Source organism: Pseudoflavonifractor phocaeensis (assembly GCF_038439875.1).
GTDB lineage: Bacteria > Bacillota > Clostridia > Oscillospirales > Oscillospiraceae > Vermiculatibacterium.
This window is the reverse complement of record NZ_JBCDMT010000002.1, coordinates 428094-447635: the sequence shown is the minus strand read 5'-3', so window position 1 is coordinate 447635 and position 19542 is coordinate 428094. Positions and strand designations below refer to the sequence as shown.

Below are 19542 nucleotides of genomic sequence, written 5' to 3'. Positions count from 1 at the left end.
GGAAATTCCTCCTTCTGTTTTTTGACAAGGTTCGGTTTTGCACCTCTAAAAACCCTGGAATTCCGGGCTTTTTCAGGGATTTAGGGGCGTATAACGCCCCTGGGGATTTAGAAAAGGTTGCGGAAGGGGCAAAAAAGGGCCGTGAAGCGCAGCTTCACGGCCCTTTTTGTTGCGGTGGTAGACTTTTTGGTTGACAAAATGGCGGAGGAAAACGGTGGAATGACTTGGTTTCAGAGGGTTTGGGCGGGTTTTGTGGTTGACTTTTGGTAGACTTGGGCAACTCTTGTGGAGAGGGGCGCAGTTGGGCCTTGGAGAAAGTAGGGGCGGATTGATGGCACTTTTATGGTCTGTTGCCCAAGAGGAAGAAGGGGGAATGGATGTGTCACAGAATCAGACGGAACGCTTTGGGCTGCATTTATGGGAGGCGGGCGACGACTTTTTAAGGGAGGAGTTCAACGAGAACTTTGAAGCACTGGATGACGCCGCCAGGGTGGTGTGCGGCAGTTATATTGGCAACGGAGCAAATGAGCGGCAAATCATGCTGGGCTTTATCCCAAAGGCGGTGGTGCTGTGCGACAGCTACGGCACCATGCGGGACATCAGTTATTACTACGGCGGTCTGGCACTGAAGGGAGGGGCGTCCCGTGCTTTCGAGGTGTCAGAGGGCGGATTTATCGTCCGATATGATCAGAACAGCCACTTTATGACCAACAGCGGTGGACAGACCTACTATTATCTGGCCTTCCGCTGAATAGGCAAAGCACCGGCCCCGGGATATTCCCGGGGCCGGTGCTTTTGTAGGATGTCACTGACAGGGATTGCTGGAAATCAGGAGGCGTGGCCGGTAGTAAAAGCGAAGGTAGGAGCGGCCACGTCAACTGCGGGATCATTCACGGTGGCGGTGAAGGTAATCACAGCACCGGCGCCCTCGGTGGCGTCAAAGTTGACGTTGTTACCATCAAAGGCAGTGGCATCACCAGAGACCACGGTAGCCCCATCGACGACCACGGTGGAGTTGGTACCAGCCGTAAAGGTCAGCTTGCCGTCGGCGGAGGCATTGCCAGAAACAGTCACAGTGTAAGTGATGGTCTCGCCGGCAATGGCCTGAGTCTTGTTAGTGGAGATAGTGGCGGTCTGCCCATTAGCGGCGACAGTCACGTTGGCGGCGGCGGTCACAGTTACGGTCGCACCAGCGTTGCCGGCACCGTCGATGTTGTTGTCCTCATCCACGAAGATGGCCTTAATCACGGGGGTGCCGTCCTCGACCTCGTAGATGATGTGGGCGTTGTTGTAGTCCTCGCCGGAGATCTTGGTGTAGGTGGTGATAGCATTGGCGGTAGAGGACTTGGTGCCGTCCACCTTCACGCCAATGATCTTGGAGTCCTTATCCATCTTGTAGATGGTGTCGCTGCCGCCGACCAGCTCGCCGGAGACGCTGTACTTGCCGGTGGTGGTAACGACCAGGTTCCGGCTGGTGTCGTACTCCTTCACCTTCACGGTGGCGTTACTGCCGCTGGTGACGTCGCCGCTGCCAATGGGAGCAGAGCTGACGGTGTACTGGATGAAGTCGCCCTTGGCGGCGGGGGAGGTGGAGCCGTCCACGACGACGGTCTGGGTCTCCTCGCCGTCCCAGACGGAGAGCTCGACCACGTTGTTGTCGTCGTTGTCCTTGGTGTACACCACGCCGGTGACATAGCCGTAAGCGGTGGCGTCGCCGGAGCCGGTGGGCGTGGAGTCAGAGGTCAGGGCGAAGGCCACGATCTTGCCGCTGTCCTTGGTGTAGAAGGCCTTGGTGTTGTTGCTGGCGGTCACATTGCCGATGGTGTTGGGATTGTAGACCTTCCACTTGGCGTTGGCGTAGACGAAAGCCACGGCGTCGTTGGCAGCCAGGGTGGAAGTGGGGGTGGTGTTGTTATAAACGGTCAGAGTCTTGGTGTTCTTGTTAAAGGTGTGCAGGTTGCCAGCGGCGACATCGTCGGTCACGGCGTCCACGGCGCTCATCTTGACCTCGGAGCCGCTCTTCACCAGCTCATACTTCACCATGACGGCAGCGGACTCAGCCATGCTGGCGGTGATAGCCACGCCGTTTACGGTGTCGCCGTACTTAATGCTGGAGTCGGAGTTAATGGTATAGGTAGTGGTGGTACCATCCTCCTTGAGGAGCTTCACCTGGTCGTTGATGCCCTGGGAAGCCTTCAGGACCATGGCGTAGTTCACGGTGGCGGAAACGGTCTTGCCGCCCACGTAGTACTTGCCGCCGTCCAGGACCAGCTTGTACTCGTTGCCCACAGTGTAGGTCATGGTATTGTCATAGTCGCTGAGCTTCTCGGTGTTGGCGGCCTGGTTGTACCAGGTGCCGTCGATGCGCAGCTTGGTGCCGTCCTTGGCCTCGACCTTGCCCTGAACAGTCTCAGCCTTCTTGATCTGGGTCTCGGCCACGTTGCCGTAGAAGGTAGCCACGGCCACCAGGTCGTCTTCCTTCACCTCATCGATGAAGTTGACGTCCTCCAGGTTCTTGGAGCCGATGCCCTCCAGCTGGACCTTCTTGTCGTTGAGGGAGGTGACGCTGGAGTAATCCCAGGTCTCCACATAGGCCTTGACAATCTTGCCGCTGTCGCTGTCGGTCACGAACTTGATGCGGTCGGCGGAACGAACCCGCAGGCCGTTGACGGCGGTGTTGATATAGGTGGCGAACTCAGCGGCGGTGCAGCCGGCGGCCTGGTTGTTGCTGGTGGCCGTATCAATATCACCGGCGTCCACGTCGGCCACGGCACCGTAGTTGGTCACGATGGCCACGTCGCCGTCGGCGGCCAGAGCGGCCACGTCGTACAGGGAGTCGTTGAACTTGATCTTGCCCTTGGCCAGGTTAGTAGCCCCGGCGTCCTGCAGGTCGGCCTTGGTGATGTCGTAGACGGTCACGGCGTTGGTGTTGAAGATGCCGTAGATGGTGTCATTCTTGTCGGGCTTGCCGGCGACACCGCCCTTGCCGTCCTTGAAGATGACCTTGAACTCTTCGCCGATGTTGGCGATGTCCAGGTCAGCGGGGAAGTCGGCGTTGCGGTCCAGCTGACCGGCGGTCACACCGTCGTCGGTGTCCAGACGGCCATTGAGCCGAACCTCATCCTTGGCGCCCATGCCCATGTTGTGGTTGCCCTCAAAGGTACCCACAAAGATCTTGGCGTCAAAGTACTTGTTCAGGAAGGACTCGTCGCTCTTGAAGTAGTTGTAGCTGATCTCGCCGGAGGAGGCAACCTTGTCAAAGCTGCGGTCCATGATCTTGGCCTCGAGGGCGTTGTAAGCCATCTGGGCCACATTGTCACGGGACAGGCCGGCGGAGGTGTCGATGGAGCGGATGCCGTCGTACAGCTTGGCGTCGTTGGCCTGGAGGTTGACGCTCAGCTCCCAGTCGATGCCGGTGAAGCCAAACACGTCGGAGTCGTAGCCCAGGGCCACCAGCAGCATCTTGGCGGCGGCGGCGCCAGTCACCTGGCCGTCGGGATTGAAGGTGCCGTCGCCCTGGCCAGCGATGATGTTCAGGTTGGAGCAGTACTCAATGTAGCTGCGGGCCCAGTGGTTGCTGACGTCAGTGTAAACGGGGTTGCTGGAAGTGCCCAGAGTGGGGTCCACACCGCCGTTGCGCATAACGCAGATGATCTTGGCCATCTCGGCGCGGGTCACGGTGCCGGCGGGGTCGAAAGCGCCGGTGTCCTTGCCCTTGAGCACGCCCAGAGTGGACATGACCTCGACGGCCTCTTTGTTCTGGATCTCATCGGCGTCGGTGAAATCCTTGCTCGCAGCCGAGGCGCCGACGAGCATCATGCCGGAGAGCATGGCGCCAGTCAAGCCCAAGCTGAGAACGCGCTTGAGGTTGTTCATGGAAATTCCTCCTTCTGTTTTTGGCGGGGGGTTATTCCCCGAAAAGACCCGTAATTTTAGGCATTTACGGATATTTTAGGGGCGTATAACGCCCCTGGGGATTAAGAATAAGTTGCTGAAAAGGCAAAAAGAGGCCGTGAAGCACAGCTTCACGGCCCTTTTTGTTGTGGTGGTAGACTTTTTGGTTGACAAAATGGCGGGGGAAAACGGTGAAATGGCTTGGTTTCAGAGGGTTTAGGCGGGCTTTATGGTTGACATTTGGTAGACTTGGGCAACTCTTGTGGAGAAGGGCGCAGTTGGGCCTTGGGGGAAGTAGGGGCAGATTAATGGCACTTTTATGGTCTGTTGCCCAAGAGGAAGAAGGGGGAATGTATATGTCACAGAATCAGACGGAACGCTTTGGACTGCATTTGTGGGAGCCGGAGGACAATTTTTTGCGGGAGGAGTTTAATGAAAACTTTTTGACGCTGGACAAAGTGTTGGGGGCAAAAAGCGAGGTGGTGTTCGGATCTTATACCGGGACTGGAACCGTAAATAGAGTGATATCGCTGGGATTTACGCCTAAGTGCGTTATCCTGGTCAACGACCGATGGCGGCTGTTTTCCACAAACAACCCCAACGACGTGGAAGGGGGTATTTTCTTTTCAGAGACGGATATCCCTAATTTTAAAATCGTCACGAACGGCTTCCGGGTGTCCAACGAGGAGAGCTATGGAGGCTCCACCAACAATGCCAGAATCCATTATTATATTGCGTTTCGGTAACAGGCTGGAAAAACACCCCCGGGTCATTCCTGACCCGGGGGTGAAACTAAATTTCAGTTTTTTGGTTCTGCCAAAGCACCGAAGAACAATTACTGATCAGCCAGAGTAAAGGTCAGCACAGTGTCCTTGGCAATAGCGGTAATGGTAACCACAACATCTTTAGTGGCGCCCACGGCATCGCTGTTGGTAAAGACAGAGGTGCCGGTGAAGCTGGTGGTAGTAGCAACGGGAGCAGAAGCCACAGTGGCGTCCACAGCACCGTTGGTCTTCTTACCGCCCAGGGTGAAGGTCACCGTAATGGTGTCAGTGCCGCCGGAAGCTGCGCCCACCACGTAGTAGACATTATCCACCTTAATGACGTTGGCACTGGCTCCCTTAATAGATGCGGTGGCGGTAGTAGCGTTGCCGCTGTCCGCATCAGTCACGCCGGTAGTATTCACAGTGCCGGCCACAGAAACCTTATAGGCCTGAGTCAGAGCAGGAACGCTCACATTGGTCATCTGTGTACCGTCAGCGGCGGTAAAGGTCATCTTAGTAGTGCCGTCGAAGGTAATGTTGGTGCAGCCGTCAGCAATCATCTGCGCACGGAGGGCAGAGATCTTCTCGGCAACAGTAATGGCGTGGCCGTCCTCCACGTAGAAGACAGGAGCGGCATAGTAGTTGCCGCTATCAGACTTCAGAACCTTGACGTCGGTGGTGGGAGCGGGCGTATCGGTGCTGCCGCTCTTGGGGTTCTGCACGACAACCAGCTTGGCAGTGTCGGGGTTGCCGCTGTCCAGGTCGAACAGGACGTAAGCGATCTTGTCGCCTTCCTGAGGACCAGCGCCCAGCTCGGCGGTGGGATCGTCCAGATACTTGCTGTCGTCCACCAGCAGGGTGTTGGAGTCGATCTTCATCTCGTACTTGTCGCCGCCAGCGGTCTTGACCACGAAGGTCTTGTTGTTGGAGGCCTCCACAGTGAGGTCCTTCAGCAGGTTGCCGCCAGCGCCGAGAAGCTTAACATCCTCAGTCTCGTAGTACTTGTCGGAGTTGATGGTGTAGGTGTAGACGCCAGTGGAAACACCCTTGCCGTCCACCTTCAGGTCGGTGATGGGATCGGTGCTGCCGGCCACAAAGGCCTTGACGCTGGTGTAGTCGCTGGAGGTGTTGTTCACGCTGTAAATGTACATGTTGTCATCCACATTGGCCTTGGTGATGTTGGTGCCATTGAAGAGGACAGCCACGATCCGATTGGCGGCGTTGGTAATGTACTTACCAGTGACAGTGCCAGTCAGAGAGGGAGCGGAGGCATAGCCGGTGTAGGTGTTGACCTTCTTGCTGTCGATGGTGGTACCGCTCATGGAGCCGTCCACATAGAAGAAGGAGGTGTTGGCGTTGGTGTAGCCCTTCACGGTGCTGCCGTCGGTGAGGGCGGTCTTGCCCTTGGTGAACTTGGCGTTGGTGAGGCTGGTGCCAGTGGCCTCGGTCAGCTTGATCTTGCCGTTGCTGCCGATGCTGTAAGAGCACACGGAGCCGACGTCGAAGTAGCCGGCGCCGCCGCCGTCCTTGTAGGTGTCGCCATTGGTGTTGACGGTGTAGGTGCCCACGGAGCCGTCGGACAGGACAACCTTGACCTGGTCGTCAATGGCGGTGCCCACGCCCAGAACCAGAGCGTAGTTGTAGGCGTTCTCCACGACCTCGCCCACGGCGGCGATGTAATCGCCCTTGCCCAGGTAGAAGGTGGCCTCGGTGTCCAGGTTGTTGGGGCCGTAGCCGGTAGCGGCGGTGATGCTGTCGGCGCCGCCGGTGTAGCCGGCGATCCAGGACACGTTGTAATTGGTGCCGTCGACCTCCAGCTTGGTGGCCTTGCTGGTGTCCTTGTCGACCTTATAGCTCTTCAGCTCGCCGGTGACGGACTCGGCCTTCTCCACGTAGAGGTTGCCGCCGATGTAAGCGGCCAGGACATAGTCGTCCTTCTTCACGTCGTCAAAGCCAACCACGTCGTCCTTGTCGGAAGCGGTCATGGCCTGGCCGGCGGTGACGGTGATGGAGCCGTCGCCGGAGGTGACGTAGGAGGTGACCTTGCCGAAGGCGTAGGTGTTCAGCAGGACATAGTCCACGTTGCCGTCGTCATCGTTGTCGATGAGGACCTTTTCCACGCCCCGGATGCCGGCCTTGGTGGCGTTGGCATTGGTCAGAGTGGTGGAGCCACCGTAGTTGGCGGCGGTCATGGTGCCGGAGACGATCTTCAGGCTGTTGTCGTCGGCCACTTTGCTGATGGAATCAGCGGAGTAGTCGGTGACCACGGTGTTGTCAGCGCTGACGATGACGGAACCCAGGACCTCAGCCTTGGAGGCGCTGGAGTTCTTCTTCACGTACACGTTGACGCTGCGGCCCAGATCCTCCAGACCAGTGGCGGCCTGCACGGTCAGGCTGGTCTTGAAGTCGTCCTGCTCGCCGTTGCCGGTGCCATAGTTAGTGACACTGATCCGGGTGCGGTTGGCGTCCAGGCTGTTGCCCTTGTCGGCGGTGGAGGCCAGGTCGGCGACCTCGTTGGCCACGACCACGCCCTCGACCTTGACGGCGTCAAACTTCTTCTCCATCATGGTCACGTTGCTCAGAGAGTACTTGTAGGTGACCTCGCCGGAAGAGGCGACGGAGTCATAGTTGCGGTCCATGACGCGGGCGTCCAGAGCGTTATAGAGCAGCTGGGCGGCGTTGTCGCGGCTCAGGCCCTCGGAGGGGTTCAGGCCGGACAGGTCGTCGTACAGGTCGCACTCGGGGGCGTTGGCGGTGGAGTTGACGTTCACTTCCCAGTCGATGCCGGTGAAGTTGAACACGTTGGAGTCGTAGCCCAGGGCCACCAGGGCCATCTTGGCGGCCTGGCTACCGGTGACGGTGCCGTTGGGATTGAAGGTGCCGTCGCCCTGGCCGGCGATGATGCCGTTCTTGGAGCAGTACTCAATGTACTTCTGAGCCCAGTGGCCGCCGATGTCGCTGTAAGCGGGGGTGGCGTTGGTGCTCAGGACGGGCTCCTTGCCGCCGTTGAGCATGATGGTGATCATCTTGGCCATCTCGGCGCGGGTCACAGTGGCGCTGGGGTCGAAAGCGCCGGTGTCCTTACCCAGGATGACGCCCAGGGCGCTCATGGTGGTGACCGCCTCTTTGTTCTTGATTTCAGCGGCGTCGCTGAAATCCTTGACGTCCGCAGCCGAGGCGCCGACGAGCATCATGCCGGAGAGCATGGCGCCAGTCAGACCCAAGCTGAGAACGCGCTTGAGGTTGTTCATGGAAATTCCTCCTTCTGTTTTTGGCGGGGGGTTATTCCCCGAAAAGACCCGCAATTTTAGGCATTTACGGATATTTTAGGGGCGTATAACTCCCCTCGCCTTACGCTCCACATGATAACCCAAAGAAATCCCCCCGTCAACGGCTTTCCGGGTTTTGTAACACAACCGTAAAAATCGGGGGCTTGTGTTACAGAAGGACGTCAGCGTACAATCAGCGCCCTTTTTTCGACGGTTTTTATTTATATTAAGGTAGGGAACCTTTTCCTCTCTGGGACCGTCTAAAACCAAGACAGTCCCGAGGGGGTTCAGAAAGTTTTAAGAATTTGTCACCGCTTTGTTCTTGCTATGCTTTTACCCCCACCTTATAATGTACTCTGACAGAATTTGAACAGCCAGGAGGAAACGCCATGTCTGAACAGCAGACTCCCGTGGTCGAGCAGGCCGCGGCCCCGCAGTCGCCCAGCACCCCGCCGAAGAAGGAGAAGACCCCCGCCACCCATGAGCAGAAGCAGAAGAAGCGCAAGCTCATCCGGCGGATCATCGCCCTGGTGGTGGCGCTGGCCATCATCATTACGTCCGCGGTGCTTTTGAAAAAGTTCGTGTTCAACGACAAGGAGGAGCTGGGCGAGGTCATGACCATGCCCGTCACCCTCGGCTCCATCCAGTCCATGGTGGAGGGCACGGGCAACGCCCGGGCCAAGAACTCCGCCACCGTCACCCCCGACGCGGGGTACAAGGTGCTGGAGCTCTTCGTCAAGGAGGGCGACACGGTGGAGGAGGGACAGCTCCTCTACAACCTGGACGACTCCGCCGCCCAGGAGGCGGTCTCCACCGCCCAGAACAACGTCCGCAAGGCCCAGGAGACGGTGGACGACTACAACACCGAGCTGTCCAAGCTCTACGACAACGTGGCCGACCTGACCATCAAGGCCCCCCATGACGGAAAGCTCATCGACATCAACGCCGACATCAAAAACGGCAAGGACATGTCCGTGGGCGACGCGGTGGCCACCGTGGTCAACGACACCAAGCTGCGCCTGCACCTCTATTACAGCTGGGCCTACGAGGGCCAGATCAGCGTGGGCCAGACCGCCCAGATCACCCTGCCCGCCTCCATGACCTCGGTCACCGGCACGGTGGAGCAGGTCAACTACGTCAAGCGGGTGGTCAGCGAGGGCGGCGTCACCTTCGAGGTGGTGTTCGTGCTGAACAACCCCGGCACCCTCACCGAGGGCATGACGGCCTCCGCCGCCCTCACCACCTCCGACGGCACCCCCATCTATCCCTACGAGAGCGGCAAGCTGGAGTACTTCGAGACCACCAAGCTCACCGTAAAGGTGGCGGGCCCCGTGCAGTCGGTGAACCTGATGAACTACGCCGACGTCACCAACGGCCAGGTGTTGGTACAGCTGGGCGACAAGGACGCCAGCGCCAGCATCGCCTCCAAGCAGAACAGCCTGCGGGAAGCCCAGAAGAGCGTGGACGACGCCGTGAAGGCCCTGGAGGAGGCCCAGAAGAAGCTGGAGAATTACCACGCCACCGCCCCCATCTCCGGCCGGGTCCTCTCCTGCAACCTGGTCTCCGGCGAGGACGTGGCCTCCGGCCAGGCCATCCAGATCGCCGACACCTCCACCATGATCGTGGACATCAACATCGACGAGCGCAACGTGGGCTACGTCTCCAACGGCATGATGGTGAACCTCCAGGACCAGATGGGCAATTTCTACATGGGCATCATCGAGCAGATCGCCCTCACCGCCAAGGCGGAAAACGGCGTGGCCTCCTTCCCCGCCACCGTGGTGGTGGATAACCCCGAGGGGATGCTGATGACCGGTACTTACATCCAATACTCCTTCGTGGCCAGCCAGTCCGACAACTGCCTGGTGGTGCCCATCCAGGCCGTGATGAACGTCACCCTGCCCCAGACCGCCATGCCCGGCAGCGAGATGGGCGAGGACGGGATGGAGCCCGGCATTGACGACGGCGGCATGGTGGACGGCGACATGGGCGTGGCCGAGCCCGCCGTGGACGCCCCCGCCGCCGGCGGCCCCCGGGCCCAAAGCCTTGGTATGGTGGTCATGAGCGGCGGCTCCTTCGCCGTGGACGGCGGCTCCATGGGCGGCTCCTTCGGCGGCAAGAGCGACACCGCCACCGTGTGCTTCGTCCAGGGCGAGCCCGACGAACGGGCCATCGAGGCCGACCCCTCCTGGAACATGCCCGAGGGCTTCTTCGCCGTGGTGGTCACCACCGGCCTGTCCGACGAGACCAACGTGGAGATCACCTCCGGCCTCAACGAGGGCGACATGGTCTTTACCGGCTACATGACCAACTCCGCCAACACCTACGGCTGATAGGGGCGCGCCATGCTGATTGAAGTCAAAGACCTATATAAGATTTATAATGAGGGAAAGGAAAACGAGGTCCGGGCTCTGGACGGCCTCGATCTCCAGATCGACCGGGGGGAGTTCGTGGCCATCATCGGCGCCTCCGGCTCGGGCAAGTCCACCCTCATGAACGTGCTGGGGCTGCTGGACATCCCCACCTACGGGGAATACCACCTGGACGGCACCGATGTCACCAGCCTCACCGATAAGCAGCAGGCCCATCTCCGAAACAAGCAGATCGGCTTCATCTTCCAGGGCTACAACCTGATCCCCGCCCTCAACGCCGCGGAAAACGTGGAGCTGCCCCTCATCTACCAGGGCATGCCCATCGACCAACGGGACGTTCGGGTGGAGGAGGCCCTGAACAAGGTGGGCATGTTCGACCGGGCGGGTCACAGGCCCGCCGAGATGTCGGGCGGCCAGCAACAGCGGGTGGCCATCGCCAGGGCCATCGGCACCCACCCGCCCATCATCATGGCCGACGAGCCCACCGGCGCCCTGGACTCCAAGACCGGCCGCCACGTGCTGGAGATCCTCCATAATCTCCACGAGGAGGGCTCCACCATCATCCTCATCACCCACGACAACGGCATCGCCGCCACCGCCGAGCGCATCGTGCGCATCTCCGACGGCAAGATCATCCTGGACGGCACACGAGAGGAGGCGGGATTGTGAATCTGAAACAGGCCTTCAAGATCGCCGCCAAGTCCATCGCCGCCAAGAAGGGGCGTTCCGCCCTGACCATGCTGGGCATCATCATCGGTCTGGCCGCCGTCATCATCCTGGTCTCCTTCGCCCAGGGTCAGAACAAGTGGATCGAGGACTATTACGCCAGCCTGGGCGACAACACCATCAACATCTCCGCCTGGACCTACAACGGCAAGGACGTGACGGAAAAGCTCTACTCCTACTGCCAGAAGATGGACGAGTACATCGTAGGCGTCACCCCCAACAACCAGGTCTACGGCAACACCACGGTGAAATACGGCGCCAAGACCCTGGGCCGGAACAACACCGACTGGGAGAGCCGCCCCAATATCATCATGGGCAACCAGCAGTTCGGCGTCTGCCAGAACTACACCCTGGAAAAGGGGCGGGACCTGGCCTATCTGGACATCGAGAATCTCAACCAGGTCTGCGTCATCGGCTCCAAGATGGCAGACAGCCTCTTCAACTACTCCAACCCCGTGGGGGAGACCATCACCATCAACGGCATCCCCATCAAGGTGGTAGGGGTCTACGCCGAGACCGACCCCAACAACATGTCGGGCAAGGACCGGGTCATCCTACTGCCCTACACCCTCCAGCGCTACTTCGCCGACAACGTGGACACCGGCAATTTCGTGGCCAAGGCCAAGGACGCCCGGTCCACCACCATGGCCATCACCCTCCTCAACGGCTACCTCAAGGGCCTGGTGGGAGACAACGGCTACGGCTACGCCGAGACCCCCAACCAGTGGCAGGAGAGCTCCAACGAGCAAAACCGGATGCAGCAGATGTTCCTGGGCGGCATCGCCGCCATCTCCCTGCTGGTGGGCGGCATCGGCATCATGAACATCATGCTGGTCACCGTTACCGAGCGGACCCGGGAGATCGGCATCCGCAAGGCCATCGGCGCCGAGCGCAAGAGCATCATCGCCCAGTTCCTCATCGAGGCCTGCCTCATCTGCGGCCTGGGCGGCATCATCGGCATCGCCATCGGCTATTTGGGCACGGCCATCGTCTGCCAGTTGGTCCTGAAATTCATCGTCTGGCCCAGTGTGTCCGTCACCGTGGGCTCCTTCGCCTTCTCGGTGGCCATGGGCGTCATCTTCGGCCTCTATCCCGCCATCAAGGCCAGCGGCCTCCAGCCCGTGGAAGCCCTTCGGGCGGAGTAACGGCCCGCCACCCCATACCAGAAAAGGATGTGTTGTTCCATGCGTGTGAATCGTCTCCTGGCCGCCGCCCTGGCTGCCGCGACCCTGGCGGGGACTGCCCCGGCCCTTCAGCCGCCGGCCTCCGCCGCCCAGCCCTCCTCCTTTACCGACCTCTCCGACCCCAAGCAGGCTGAGGCCGCCGAATTCCTCAAGCTCCTGGGGGTGGTCAACGGCGTCCCCGGCGGCGCCTACAACCCCTCCGGCACCCTGAGCCGGGCGGAGTTCTGCAAAATGGCGGTCTCCGCCCTGGACCGGGCCGACGAGGAGCTGGCCCAGCGGGGCCGCACCATCTACTTCGACGTGGGCCCCACCCACTGGGCCCGGGGCTATATCAACCTGGCCTCCACCATCACCCTGGGCTCCGACTCCGACGGCAAGGGCGGCACTGCCCTGGTGGCCGGGGCCGGGGACGGCAATTTTTACCCCGACCAGCCCATCACCTACGGCGCGGCGGTGGCCATCCTCTGCCGGATGCTGGGCTACGGCGTCAATGACGTGGCCACCGGCGGGGCGTGGTACGACGGTTATCTGGCCACCGGCGCCGCCAACGGCCTCACCGACGGCATCTACCTCTCCGGCGACGACGTCATCGACCGGGGCCAGGCGGCCATCCTCTTCTATAACCTCTATTTCACCAAGTCCAAGGGCTCCGATAAGACCTACCTGGTGAGCATGGGAGGCAAGGAGGAAGAGGGCGGCATCATTCTGGACACCGACGCCACCGCCGACGACGGCACCACCGGCTCGGTGGAGACCACCAAGGGCACCTATAAGACCGACCGCTCCTTCGATCCCTCCCTGGAGGGGCAGGAGGGCAAGGCTTTCCTGGATAAGGACGGCAAGCTGCTGGCCTTCCAGCCCAAGGAGGGCACCAGCCAGAAATCTGTGAACGTCCTCTCCACCAGTACTACCTACCTCACCATCTCCGGCGGGGACAAGCTGGATGTGGAGCCCGACACCGTGGTCTATCAGGACGGCAAGGCCACCACCTGGGACAAGGTCTATCTGAATGTGGCCTCTTCCACCGCCGTCACCTTCCACTACGGCGCCAACGGGAAGCTGGCCTATCTCTTCTTCCCCTCCGAGTCCGCCGACGGTCCCACCGTCATGGTGGCCCGCTCCACCCCCAACGGCACCGTCAACCCCTTCTCCGGCATGGCCGGGGGCGGGACCTACACCATGTTCAAAAACGGCGTGGCCGCCTCCGCCTCCGATATCCGGCAGTACGACGTGGCCACCTACGACAGCGGCACCCGCATCATCCAGGTCTCCGACCTGAAGCTCACCGGCATTTACGAAAACGCCTCCCCCAGCCCCTCTGACCCCACCAGCCTCAAGGTCATGGGCCACGACTTCCCGGTGCTCTCCACCGCCCGGAACGACCTGTCCTCCTTCAAGGTGGGGGATAAGATCACCCTCCTGCTCACCTCTGACGGCCGGGTGGCGGGAGCGGTTCCAGCCACCGCCGTAAAGGGCGAGGCCGTAGGGATCGCCACCGTCAGCAAGGGGGACGGCAATAAGAGCACCGCTACCGTCAAGCTTCTCCAGGGCGGCCTGGAGGTCAAGGGCGAGGTCTCCTCCGGCGCGGCCGATACCTATAACAACCAGCTGGTGACGGTGACCAGCAACGCCACCGGACGGCTGTCCCTGAACAAGATCTCCGGCAGCGCGGCCAAGGGCACTCTGGACGTGGCCGCCCGCAAGCTGGGAGAAAAGGAGATCGCGGAGAACGTGGCCATCTATGACCGTGTCAAGGACGGCGCCATGGTGGCTGTTGAGTACGAAGACCTCTCCGCCGCCGCCATTCCCTCCAGCAAGATCAGCTTTGTCTCCTACGACTACGCCGGCCGGGTCAAGTATCTGGTGCTGGATGACGCCACGGGGGATGCCTATACCTATGGGTATCTGTCCTATACCAGCGCAGAAACACAATGGGTAGATGATGAGAGCAGGCCCATTTATAAAAAGGATAACTTAGGCAACTTTGAGTTGGATGAGAATGGCAATAAGATTCTTCTTGGCTACGAGAAACAACTCGAGACCACCGGAACGCCCACCCTCTGTGTAAGGCAAGGGGACAAAGACGGCAAAGAAGTGGTCTCCTCCAAGGGTTCCTTTATCGGCTCTGTCCGTAACGGCGCCGCCGGCGGCGTAGCCTATGGAGCTGACGGCAAGGTGGTGGCCTCGGTTTACCTCCAGTCTCTCACTGGAGTCAACCGCACCGCCTTCGACCCCGAGGAGATGACGGTCACCGTGGCCGGCGTGGCCTACCCGGTGTCAGACACCGTCCAGTGCTATAACAAGACCACCAAGACCTGGTTTGCCCCCGGCAAGGACGGCATGGAAGCCGCCCGGGCCTATTCCGACGACCTGACCCTCTACTATGACCGCGCCCCCAGCGAGGGCGGCAAGATCCGTATGATCGTCGTCCCCTGAGCTTTAGCGTAAACAGCCCGGAAGCAAATGCTTCCGGGCTGTTTTTTTACCGAAGAGGGGTCCGGGTCTACCAAAAGTCAACCACTAAACCTGCACAAACCCTTTGAAATCAAGCCATTCCGCCGTTTTCCCCCGCCATTTTGTCAACCAAAAAGTCTACCACCACAACAAAAAGGGCCGTGAAGCTGTGCTTCACGGCCCTTTTTTGCTTATTTCTGCAACCTTTTCCAAATTCCCAGGGGCGTTATACGCCCCTAAATCCATGAAAAAACCCGGAATTTCAGGGTTTTAGAGGTGCAAAACCGAACCTTGTCAAAAAACAGAAGGAGGAATTTCCATGAACAACCTCAAGCGCGTTCTCAGCTTGGGCTTGGCCGGAACCATGCTTACTGGCATGATGATGGTCGGCGCCGGAGCTGTGGGCGTCAGCGACTTCACCGACGGTGAGGAGATCAAAAACCAGGAGGCTGTCACCACCATGGCCGCCCTGGGCGTCATCCTGGGTAAGGACACCGGTGCCTTCGACCCCGCCGGCAACGTCACCCGGGCCGAGATGGCCAAGATGATCACGGTCATGCTCAACGGCGGTAAGGACCCCGTCCTGGGCGTCAAGGCTACCCCCAGCTACACTGACATCGGCGGACACTGGGCCGAGAGCTACATCGAGTACTGCTCCACCCAGGGTGTCATCTCCGGCCAGGGCGACGGCACCTTCAATCCCGACGGCTCCGTCACCGGCAGCCAGGCCGCCAAGATGGCTCTGGCCGCTCTGGGCTATGACTCCAGCGCCTACAACTTCACCGGCATCGACTGGGAGGTCAACACCAACCGTGTGGCCAACGCGGACGCCGACCTGTACGACGGCCTGGCCGGAATCAACCCCTCAGAGGCCATCAGCCGCGACAACGCCGCCCAGATGCTGTACAACACGCTGGACGCCAGGACCAAGAAAATGACGCCCACCACCAGCACCAACGGCAGCATTGAGTACACTTACACCGACGGCGGCACCTTCATGCTGGAGAAATTCGGCGCCGTGAAGGTGGAGGGCGTGGTCACCGGCAATGAGATGGCCGTCCTGACCTCCTCTGCTACCGGCAGCCACCTGGATGCCAACCGCACCCGTCTCCAGGTCACCAATTACAGCACCAACCCCGGCAACGATGAGCAGAGCTACTTTGGCAGCTCCGGCACCGTGACCGTGCAGGCCACCACCGGCTTGGACGAGCTGGGCCGCAGCGTCAGCGTGTATGTGAAGACTGGTTCCAGCGCCTCCCGTGCCGAAATCATGGGCGACGTGATCCTCTCTGAGGATAACGTGGTCGTCACCGACTACTCCGGCGATTCCATCGCTACCGTGGCCGACGACAACCACCTGAACCTGGTCTCCGGCACCCAGACCGCCCGGAACTACACCAATGTCGCCGTGTACAGCGCCAGCGTGCCCGGCAACAGCACCCGTGGTGTGGAGAAAATCCTCATCGACAACGACGATGACGGCGACATCGACTACATCCTGCTGAACACCTACCGTCTGGGCCGTGTCACCAGCTACGTCACCACCGGCGACGGCTCCATCACCGTCAACGCCGGCGTCGGCGGCAACACTTATAGCCAGAGCGACGCCGACGACGTGGTGGGCTTCGAGGACGTGGCCCGCAACGACTACGTCATCGCCGCTGAGATCGGCGGCCGCCTCCACGTGGAGAAGGCCGAGACCGTCACCGGCGAGCTGACCGCTTACCGTACCAGCACTGACAGCAACAACGTTCTGGGCGGCGGCGCCAGCGCCACTTACAGCAACCGCCTGGCCATCGACGGCACCAACTATAACGTCGCCTGGCTCACCGGCTTCATCAATGGCACTGACAACGTCCAGCCTGCCTACAACTACGGCGCCACCTTCCTGAACAACAACGCCACCTTCTATCTGGGCAAGGGCGGCTATGTTCTGGCTGTGGGCGACTCCTCCGAGAACGCTTACAACTACGCTCTGGTCCTGGCCGCCGACACCGCCGGCGTGACCGATCAGGTCCGTGTGGTCCTGTCTGACGGCACCAAGGCTACCTACACCGTCAACTCCAACGGTCACACCTACAATGCCGCGAACAACTTGACCGACAGCTACTTTACGGTCGGTTCTCTGTGCTCCTACACCATGGCCAGCAACGGCTCTATCCGCCTGACCGAGGTGGCCAACATCACCGACAGCTCCGCCAAGACCACCTCCAGCGACGCTTCCTTCACCAAGGGCCGCACCGGTCTGACCATTAACGGCAGCACTGCGGTGTACACCAACTCCAGCACTGCCTTCTTCTACGTGAAGGACGGTAACCTCACCACCAGCACCGCCAGCGCCGACGTGAGCACCTACACTGGCTACGCCAACGCCACCTCCGTCACCGGCGCCAACGCCCTCTACTACACTAACGCCGCCGGTCAGGCCGTTGCCGTGGTGCTTTACAGCTCCACCCTTTCCGCCAACGCCGATGTGGACGATTTCGTCTATATTTATGGCACCGGCAACTCCAACAACGACTACACCGACGCCAGCGCCTTTGTGGCCGGCATGGATGGCCCCCAGGATATCCACGTAGACGGAGGGGTCTACGCCTACGCCGCCGGCGGAGCCACTCTTGGCACCACCGTTACCAACGAAGGCCTGTATAAGTACTCCACCACTCCCGAGGGCTACTACGAGCTGGCGGCCATTGCCGACTATGTCAGCGGCACCGGCGGCAACAAGTTGGTCTCCGACTACAACGCCAGCACCAACCCCAGCGGCAAGACCTACGGCGTGTACTCCGCCAGCGGCAGCACCGTCGTCATCGGCGAGTGGGATGCCAGCCACCAGGCTTTTGACAAGGCCGGCACCCTCTTCGAGGTGAAGATCACCTCCGACACCATGGTGGTGGACGACAGTTCCGATCTGGACGATCCCACCATGTCCTACGGCGACAACACCTTCTCCGAGGGTGACCGCATTGCCTACCTGCTGGTGAACCGGGACAGCAGCAACGTGGCTGACGAGGCCCTGGCCATTGTTACCAAGCGCAACCAGGCCGTGGCCGCCAAGCCCGCGCCCACGATTGCCAACGCCACTCTGGCCGCCGGTACCACCAACCCCCTGACGACTGTCAGCGGCACCACCACCCTGGTGGCCGGCACTCCTGCCACCGCTACTGCCTCTACCTATAACGCCACCACCGCCAACACCGTGAAGGTGACCATCGGTGCTGTCACTGGCGGTACCGCGGGTCAGGCCACCGTTGCCATCGACGGCGGCGTTGCTACCAACTACACCTCCAACGATGACATCACTTTGCCCGGCACTGGCGAACACACTGTGACCATCACCGTGCCCGTGACTGGCGATTCCACCCACTCCAACGCTACCTTCACCTACACTGTGACCATCACCGTCTCTTAATCGAGTTCCCACAAGCGATTTGAACGGCTGACACAGCCAAGAAAAGCGCCGCCCCATTTGGGGCGGCGCTTTTCCCATGCCCTCACCGAAATGCGAGATAGAAATGCTGAAACCGATTGTTGGTGGAGCCGCCATAACTGGCCTCGTTGGATACCTGGAACCCCCCGTCCACGATGGCAAAATTGGTTAAGCTCATTTCGGGGAAAAAGACGCCGCCGCCGATGTCCGCGCCCGCGTATATCTGGCCGCTGTGGTTCACCAGGATGACGCACTTGGGCGTGAAGCCCAAAGAGATGAGCCGATTGGCAGTATTGTCTCCGGTGTACGAGCCGAACACCACCTCAACCTTTTCCCCTAGTGCAGCCTCGATGGCCAAAGTGTTCTCATTGAACTCCTCCCTTAGAAAATTATCCCCCGGCTCCCACAGGTGGAGCCCGTACCGCAGGGTCTGATTTGTTGCCATACGCATAACCTCCCTCTCTGCCCAAGGCGGAAATGGGGGACGCGTTTCTCTTTTTTATCCCCTACCTGCCCCCAGGGCCCACTGCGCCCATTTTAAAAAAGCCGGCCCGGAACGAAATCGTTCCGGGCCGGCTTTTTCATTATCGGGTTGATCTGTATTGCAGTTCGTCACTCCGCCTTTTATTCCGCCGCCGTCACTGCGCCCGTGACGGCGTCCACGGCGTAGCGCCAGGGCCAGGTGTCCGTCTCGATATACCAGGCCGGGGTCAGGGTCACAGGCCCCGTGCCTCCGGCGGCGTACCCGGCGTACATCTCCGTGATCCCCGAACAGACGTAGCCCTCCTTGTTGAGGGCCTCCAGAAAACGGGACAGGGCGGTGGAAGCGGTGAGCAGGTTTTCCCCCGCCGTGCGCTCCGCCGTCCCGGTCAGCCAGCGGCCGCTGAGCTGCCTCAGCGCGCCGTCCTGATAGGTCAGGGTGACAGCCAGATCGGGCACCGGCGTCCCCTCCCAAAGCTGGGTGAAGGTGAGCCGCAGGGTGCTCCCCTGGGTCTCCCGGGACGCTTCCTGAACCTGAAGGCCCAGAGCCTCCAACAGCTCCGCCCCGGCCTGATCGGCGTCGGTGCCGTCCAGCGGCCAGGCGGCAGCGTCAAATTCCGCTGACGCTTCCCCCGTGGGGGAGAAGGTCACGGTGCCCTTTTCCCCCGTGTACAGGGTCCTGGAGCCCACCGTGGCCGCCTTGCTCACCGGCCCCACCAAAAGGGCGGCCTCGGCCTCTCCCATGGGAGAGGCGGTCACCCGCAGGCTGGACAGGGGCATGGCGCCCGGAACCTCCTCCGGCGCGAAGGCAATGCCGCCCCGCTCCAGAATGGTGATCATCCGCTCCCGAGTCTCCCGCTCGCTGCGGGCGGTCCGGCCGGCCCGCAGGCCCACCATGACCAGAAGGCAGACATTGACCACCACCAGCAAGAGCAGGATGATATTTTTGATTTTTGACCAGCGCATGGC

11 protein-coding genes are annotated in these 19542 nt (G+C 60.7%); 7 read left to right on the top strand and 4 right to left on the bottom strand.

The genetic code is table 11. The features are described from left to right. The first annotated feature begins 379 nt into the window (after nt 1-379). The gene (locus AAEU42_RS04155) at nt 380-751 is read left to right on the top strand and encodes a hypothetical protein (RefSeq protein WP_342232270.1); all 372 of its coding nucleotides are present in this window, start codon (nt 380-382) and stop codon (nt 749-751) included. A 77-nt stretch (nt 752-828) separates the two neighbouring features. Here the strand turns inward: AAEU42_RS04155 and AAEU42_RS04150 are convergent, their stop codons facing one another. Then, a complete protein-coding gene (locus AAEU42_RS04150) occupies nt 829-3876 on the bottom strand; it encodes an S-layer homology domain-containing protein (protein ID WP_342232269.1) in 3048 nt (1015 codons plus the stop codon). 326 nt (nt 3877-4202) lie between these two features. Between AAEU42_RS04150 and AAEU42_RS04145 the strand changes: the two genes are divergently transcribed. Then, nucleotides 4203-4640 (top strand): hypothetical protein, encoded by a 438-nt coding sequence (locus AAEU42_RS04145; protein WP_342232268.1) that lies wholly within the window; start codon nt 4203-4205, stop codon nt 4638-4640. An 89-nt stretch (nt 4641-4729) separates the two neighbouring features. Here the strand turns inward: AAEU42_RS04145 and AAEU42_RS04140 are convergent, their stop codons facing one another. Beyond that, complete coding sequence (locus AAEU42_RS04140; RefSeq protein ID WP_342232267.1) at nt 4730-7909, bottom strand: S-layer homology domain-containing protein; 3180 nt, start codon at nt 7907-7909, stop codon at nt 4730-4732. Nucleotides 7910-8316: 407 nt separating this feature from the next. On the opposite strand from AAEU42_RS04140, the gene AAEU42_RS04135 reads away from it, so the two are divergent. The 5 genes from AAEU42_RS04135 to AAEU42_RS04115 all read left to right on the top strand — a co-directional run bounded on the left by AAEU42_RS04135 (nt 8317) and on the right by AAEU42_RS04115 (nt 18075). Then, nucleotides 8317-10260: an efflux RND transporter periplasmic adaptor subunit gene (locus AAEU42_RS04135; protein ID WP_342232266.1), complete on the top strand. Its 1944-nt coding sequence runs from the start codon at nt 8317-8319 to the stop codon at nt 10258-10260. 12 nt (nt 10261-10272) lie between these two features. Continuing rightward, a complete protein-coding gene (locus AAEU42_RS04130; RefSeq protein ID WP_342232265.1) occupies nt 10273-10968 on the top strand; it encodes an ABC transporter ATP-binding protein in 696 nt (231 codons plus the stop codon). Beyond that, the gene (locus tag AAEU42_RS04125) at nt 10965-12170 is read left to right on the top strand and encodes an ABC transporter permease (RefSeq protein ID WP_342232264.1); all 1206 of its coding nucleotides are present in this window, start codon (nt 10965-10967) and stop codon (nt 12168-12170) included. Before AAEU42_RS04130 ends, AAEU42_RS04125 begins: the two co-directional genes overlap by 4 nt. A gap of 39 nt (nt 12171-12209) precedes the next feature. Continuing rightward, entirely contained in the window at nt 12210-14645 is a 2436-nt protein-coding gene (locus tag AAEU42_RS04120) for an S-layer homology domain-containing protein (RefSeq protein ID WP_342232263.1), read from the top strand. 337 nt (nt 14646-14982) lie between these two features. After that, on the top strand, nt 14983-18075 hold the full coding sequence (locus AAEU42_RS04115; RefSeq protein WP_342232262.1) for an S-layer homology domain-containing protein: 3093 nt from the start codon (nt 14983-14985) through the stop codon (nt 18073-18075). A gap of 82 nt (nt 18076-18157) precedes the next feature. Here the strand turns inward: AAEU42_RS04115 and AAEU42_RS04110 are convergent, their stop codons facing one another. Both AAEU42_RS04110 and AAEU42_RS04105 read right to left on the bottom strand, forming a co-directional pair. Continuing rightward, complete coding sequence (locus AAEU42_RS04110) at nt 18158-18538, bottom strand: hypothetical protein (RefSeq protein WP_342232261.1); 381 nt, start codon at nt 18536-18538, stop codon at nt 18158-18160. A 179-nt stretch (nt 18539-18717) separates the two neighbouring features. Continuing rightward, nucleotides 18718-19539, bottom strand: a complete 822-nt coding sequence (locus tag AAEU42_RS04105; protein WP_342232260.1) for a hypothetical protein — start codon at nt 19537-19539, stop codon at nt 18718-18720. Between the last annotated feature and the right edge of the window lie 3 nt (nt 19540-19542).

Coding starts and splice junctions, on each gene's coding strand:
- AAEU42_RS04105 (WP_342232260.1), bottom strand. CDS start 19,539: ATGCGCTGGTCAAAAATCAAAAATATCATCCTGCTCTTGCTGGTGGTG.
- AAEU42_RS04110 (WP_342232261.1), bottom strand. CDS start 18,538: ATGGCAACAAATCAGACCCTGCGGTACGGGCTCCACCTGTGGGAGCCG.
- AAEU42_RS04130 (WP_342232265.1), top strand. CDS start 10,273: ATGCTGATTGAAGTCAAAGACCTATATAAGATTTATAATGAGGGAAAG.
- AAEU42_RS04140 (WP_342232267.1), bottom strand. CDS start 7,909: ATGAACAACCTCAAGCGCGTTCTCAGCTTGGGTCTGACTGGCGCCATG.
- AAEU42_RS04120 (WP_342232263.1), top strand. CDS start 12,210: ATGCGTGTGAATCGTCTCCTGGCCGCCGCCCTGGCTGCCGCGACCCTG.
- AAEU42_RS04115 (WP_342232262.1), top strand. CDS start 14,983: ATGAACAACCTCAAGCGCGTTCTCAGCTTGGGCTTGGCCGGAACCATG.
- AAEU42_RS04135 (WP_342232266.1), top strand. CDS start 8,317: ATGTCTGAACAGCAGACTCCCGTGGTCGAGCAGGCCGCGGCCCCGCAG.
- AAEU42_RS04145 (WP_342232268.1), top strand. CDS start 4,203: ATGGCACTTTTATGGTCTGTTGCCCAAGAGGAAGAAGGGGGAATGTAT.
- AAEU42_RS04150 (WP_342232269.1), bottom strand. CDS start 3,876: ATGAACAACCTCAAGCGCGTTCTCAGCTTGGGCTTGACTGGCGCCATG.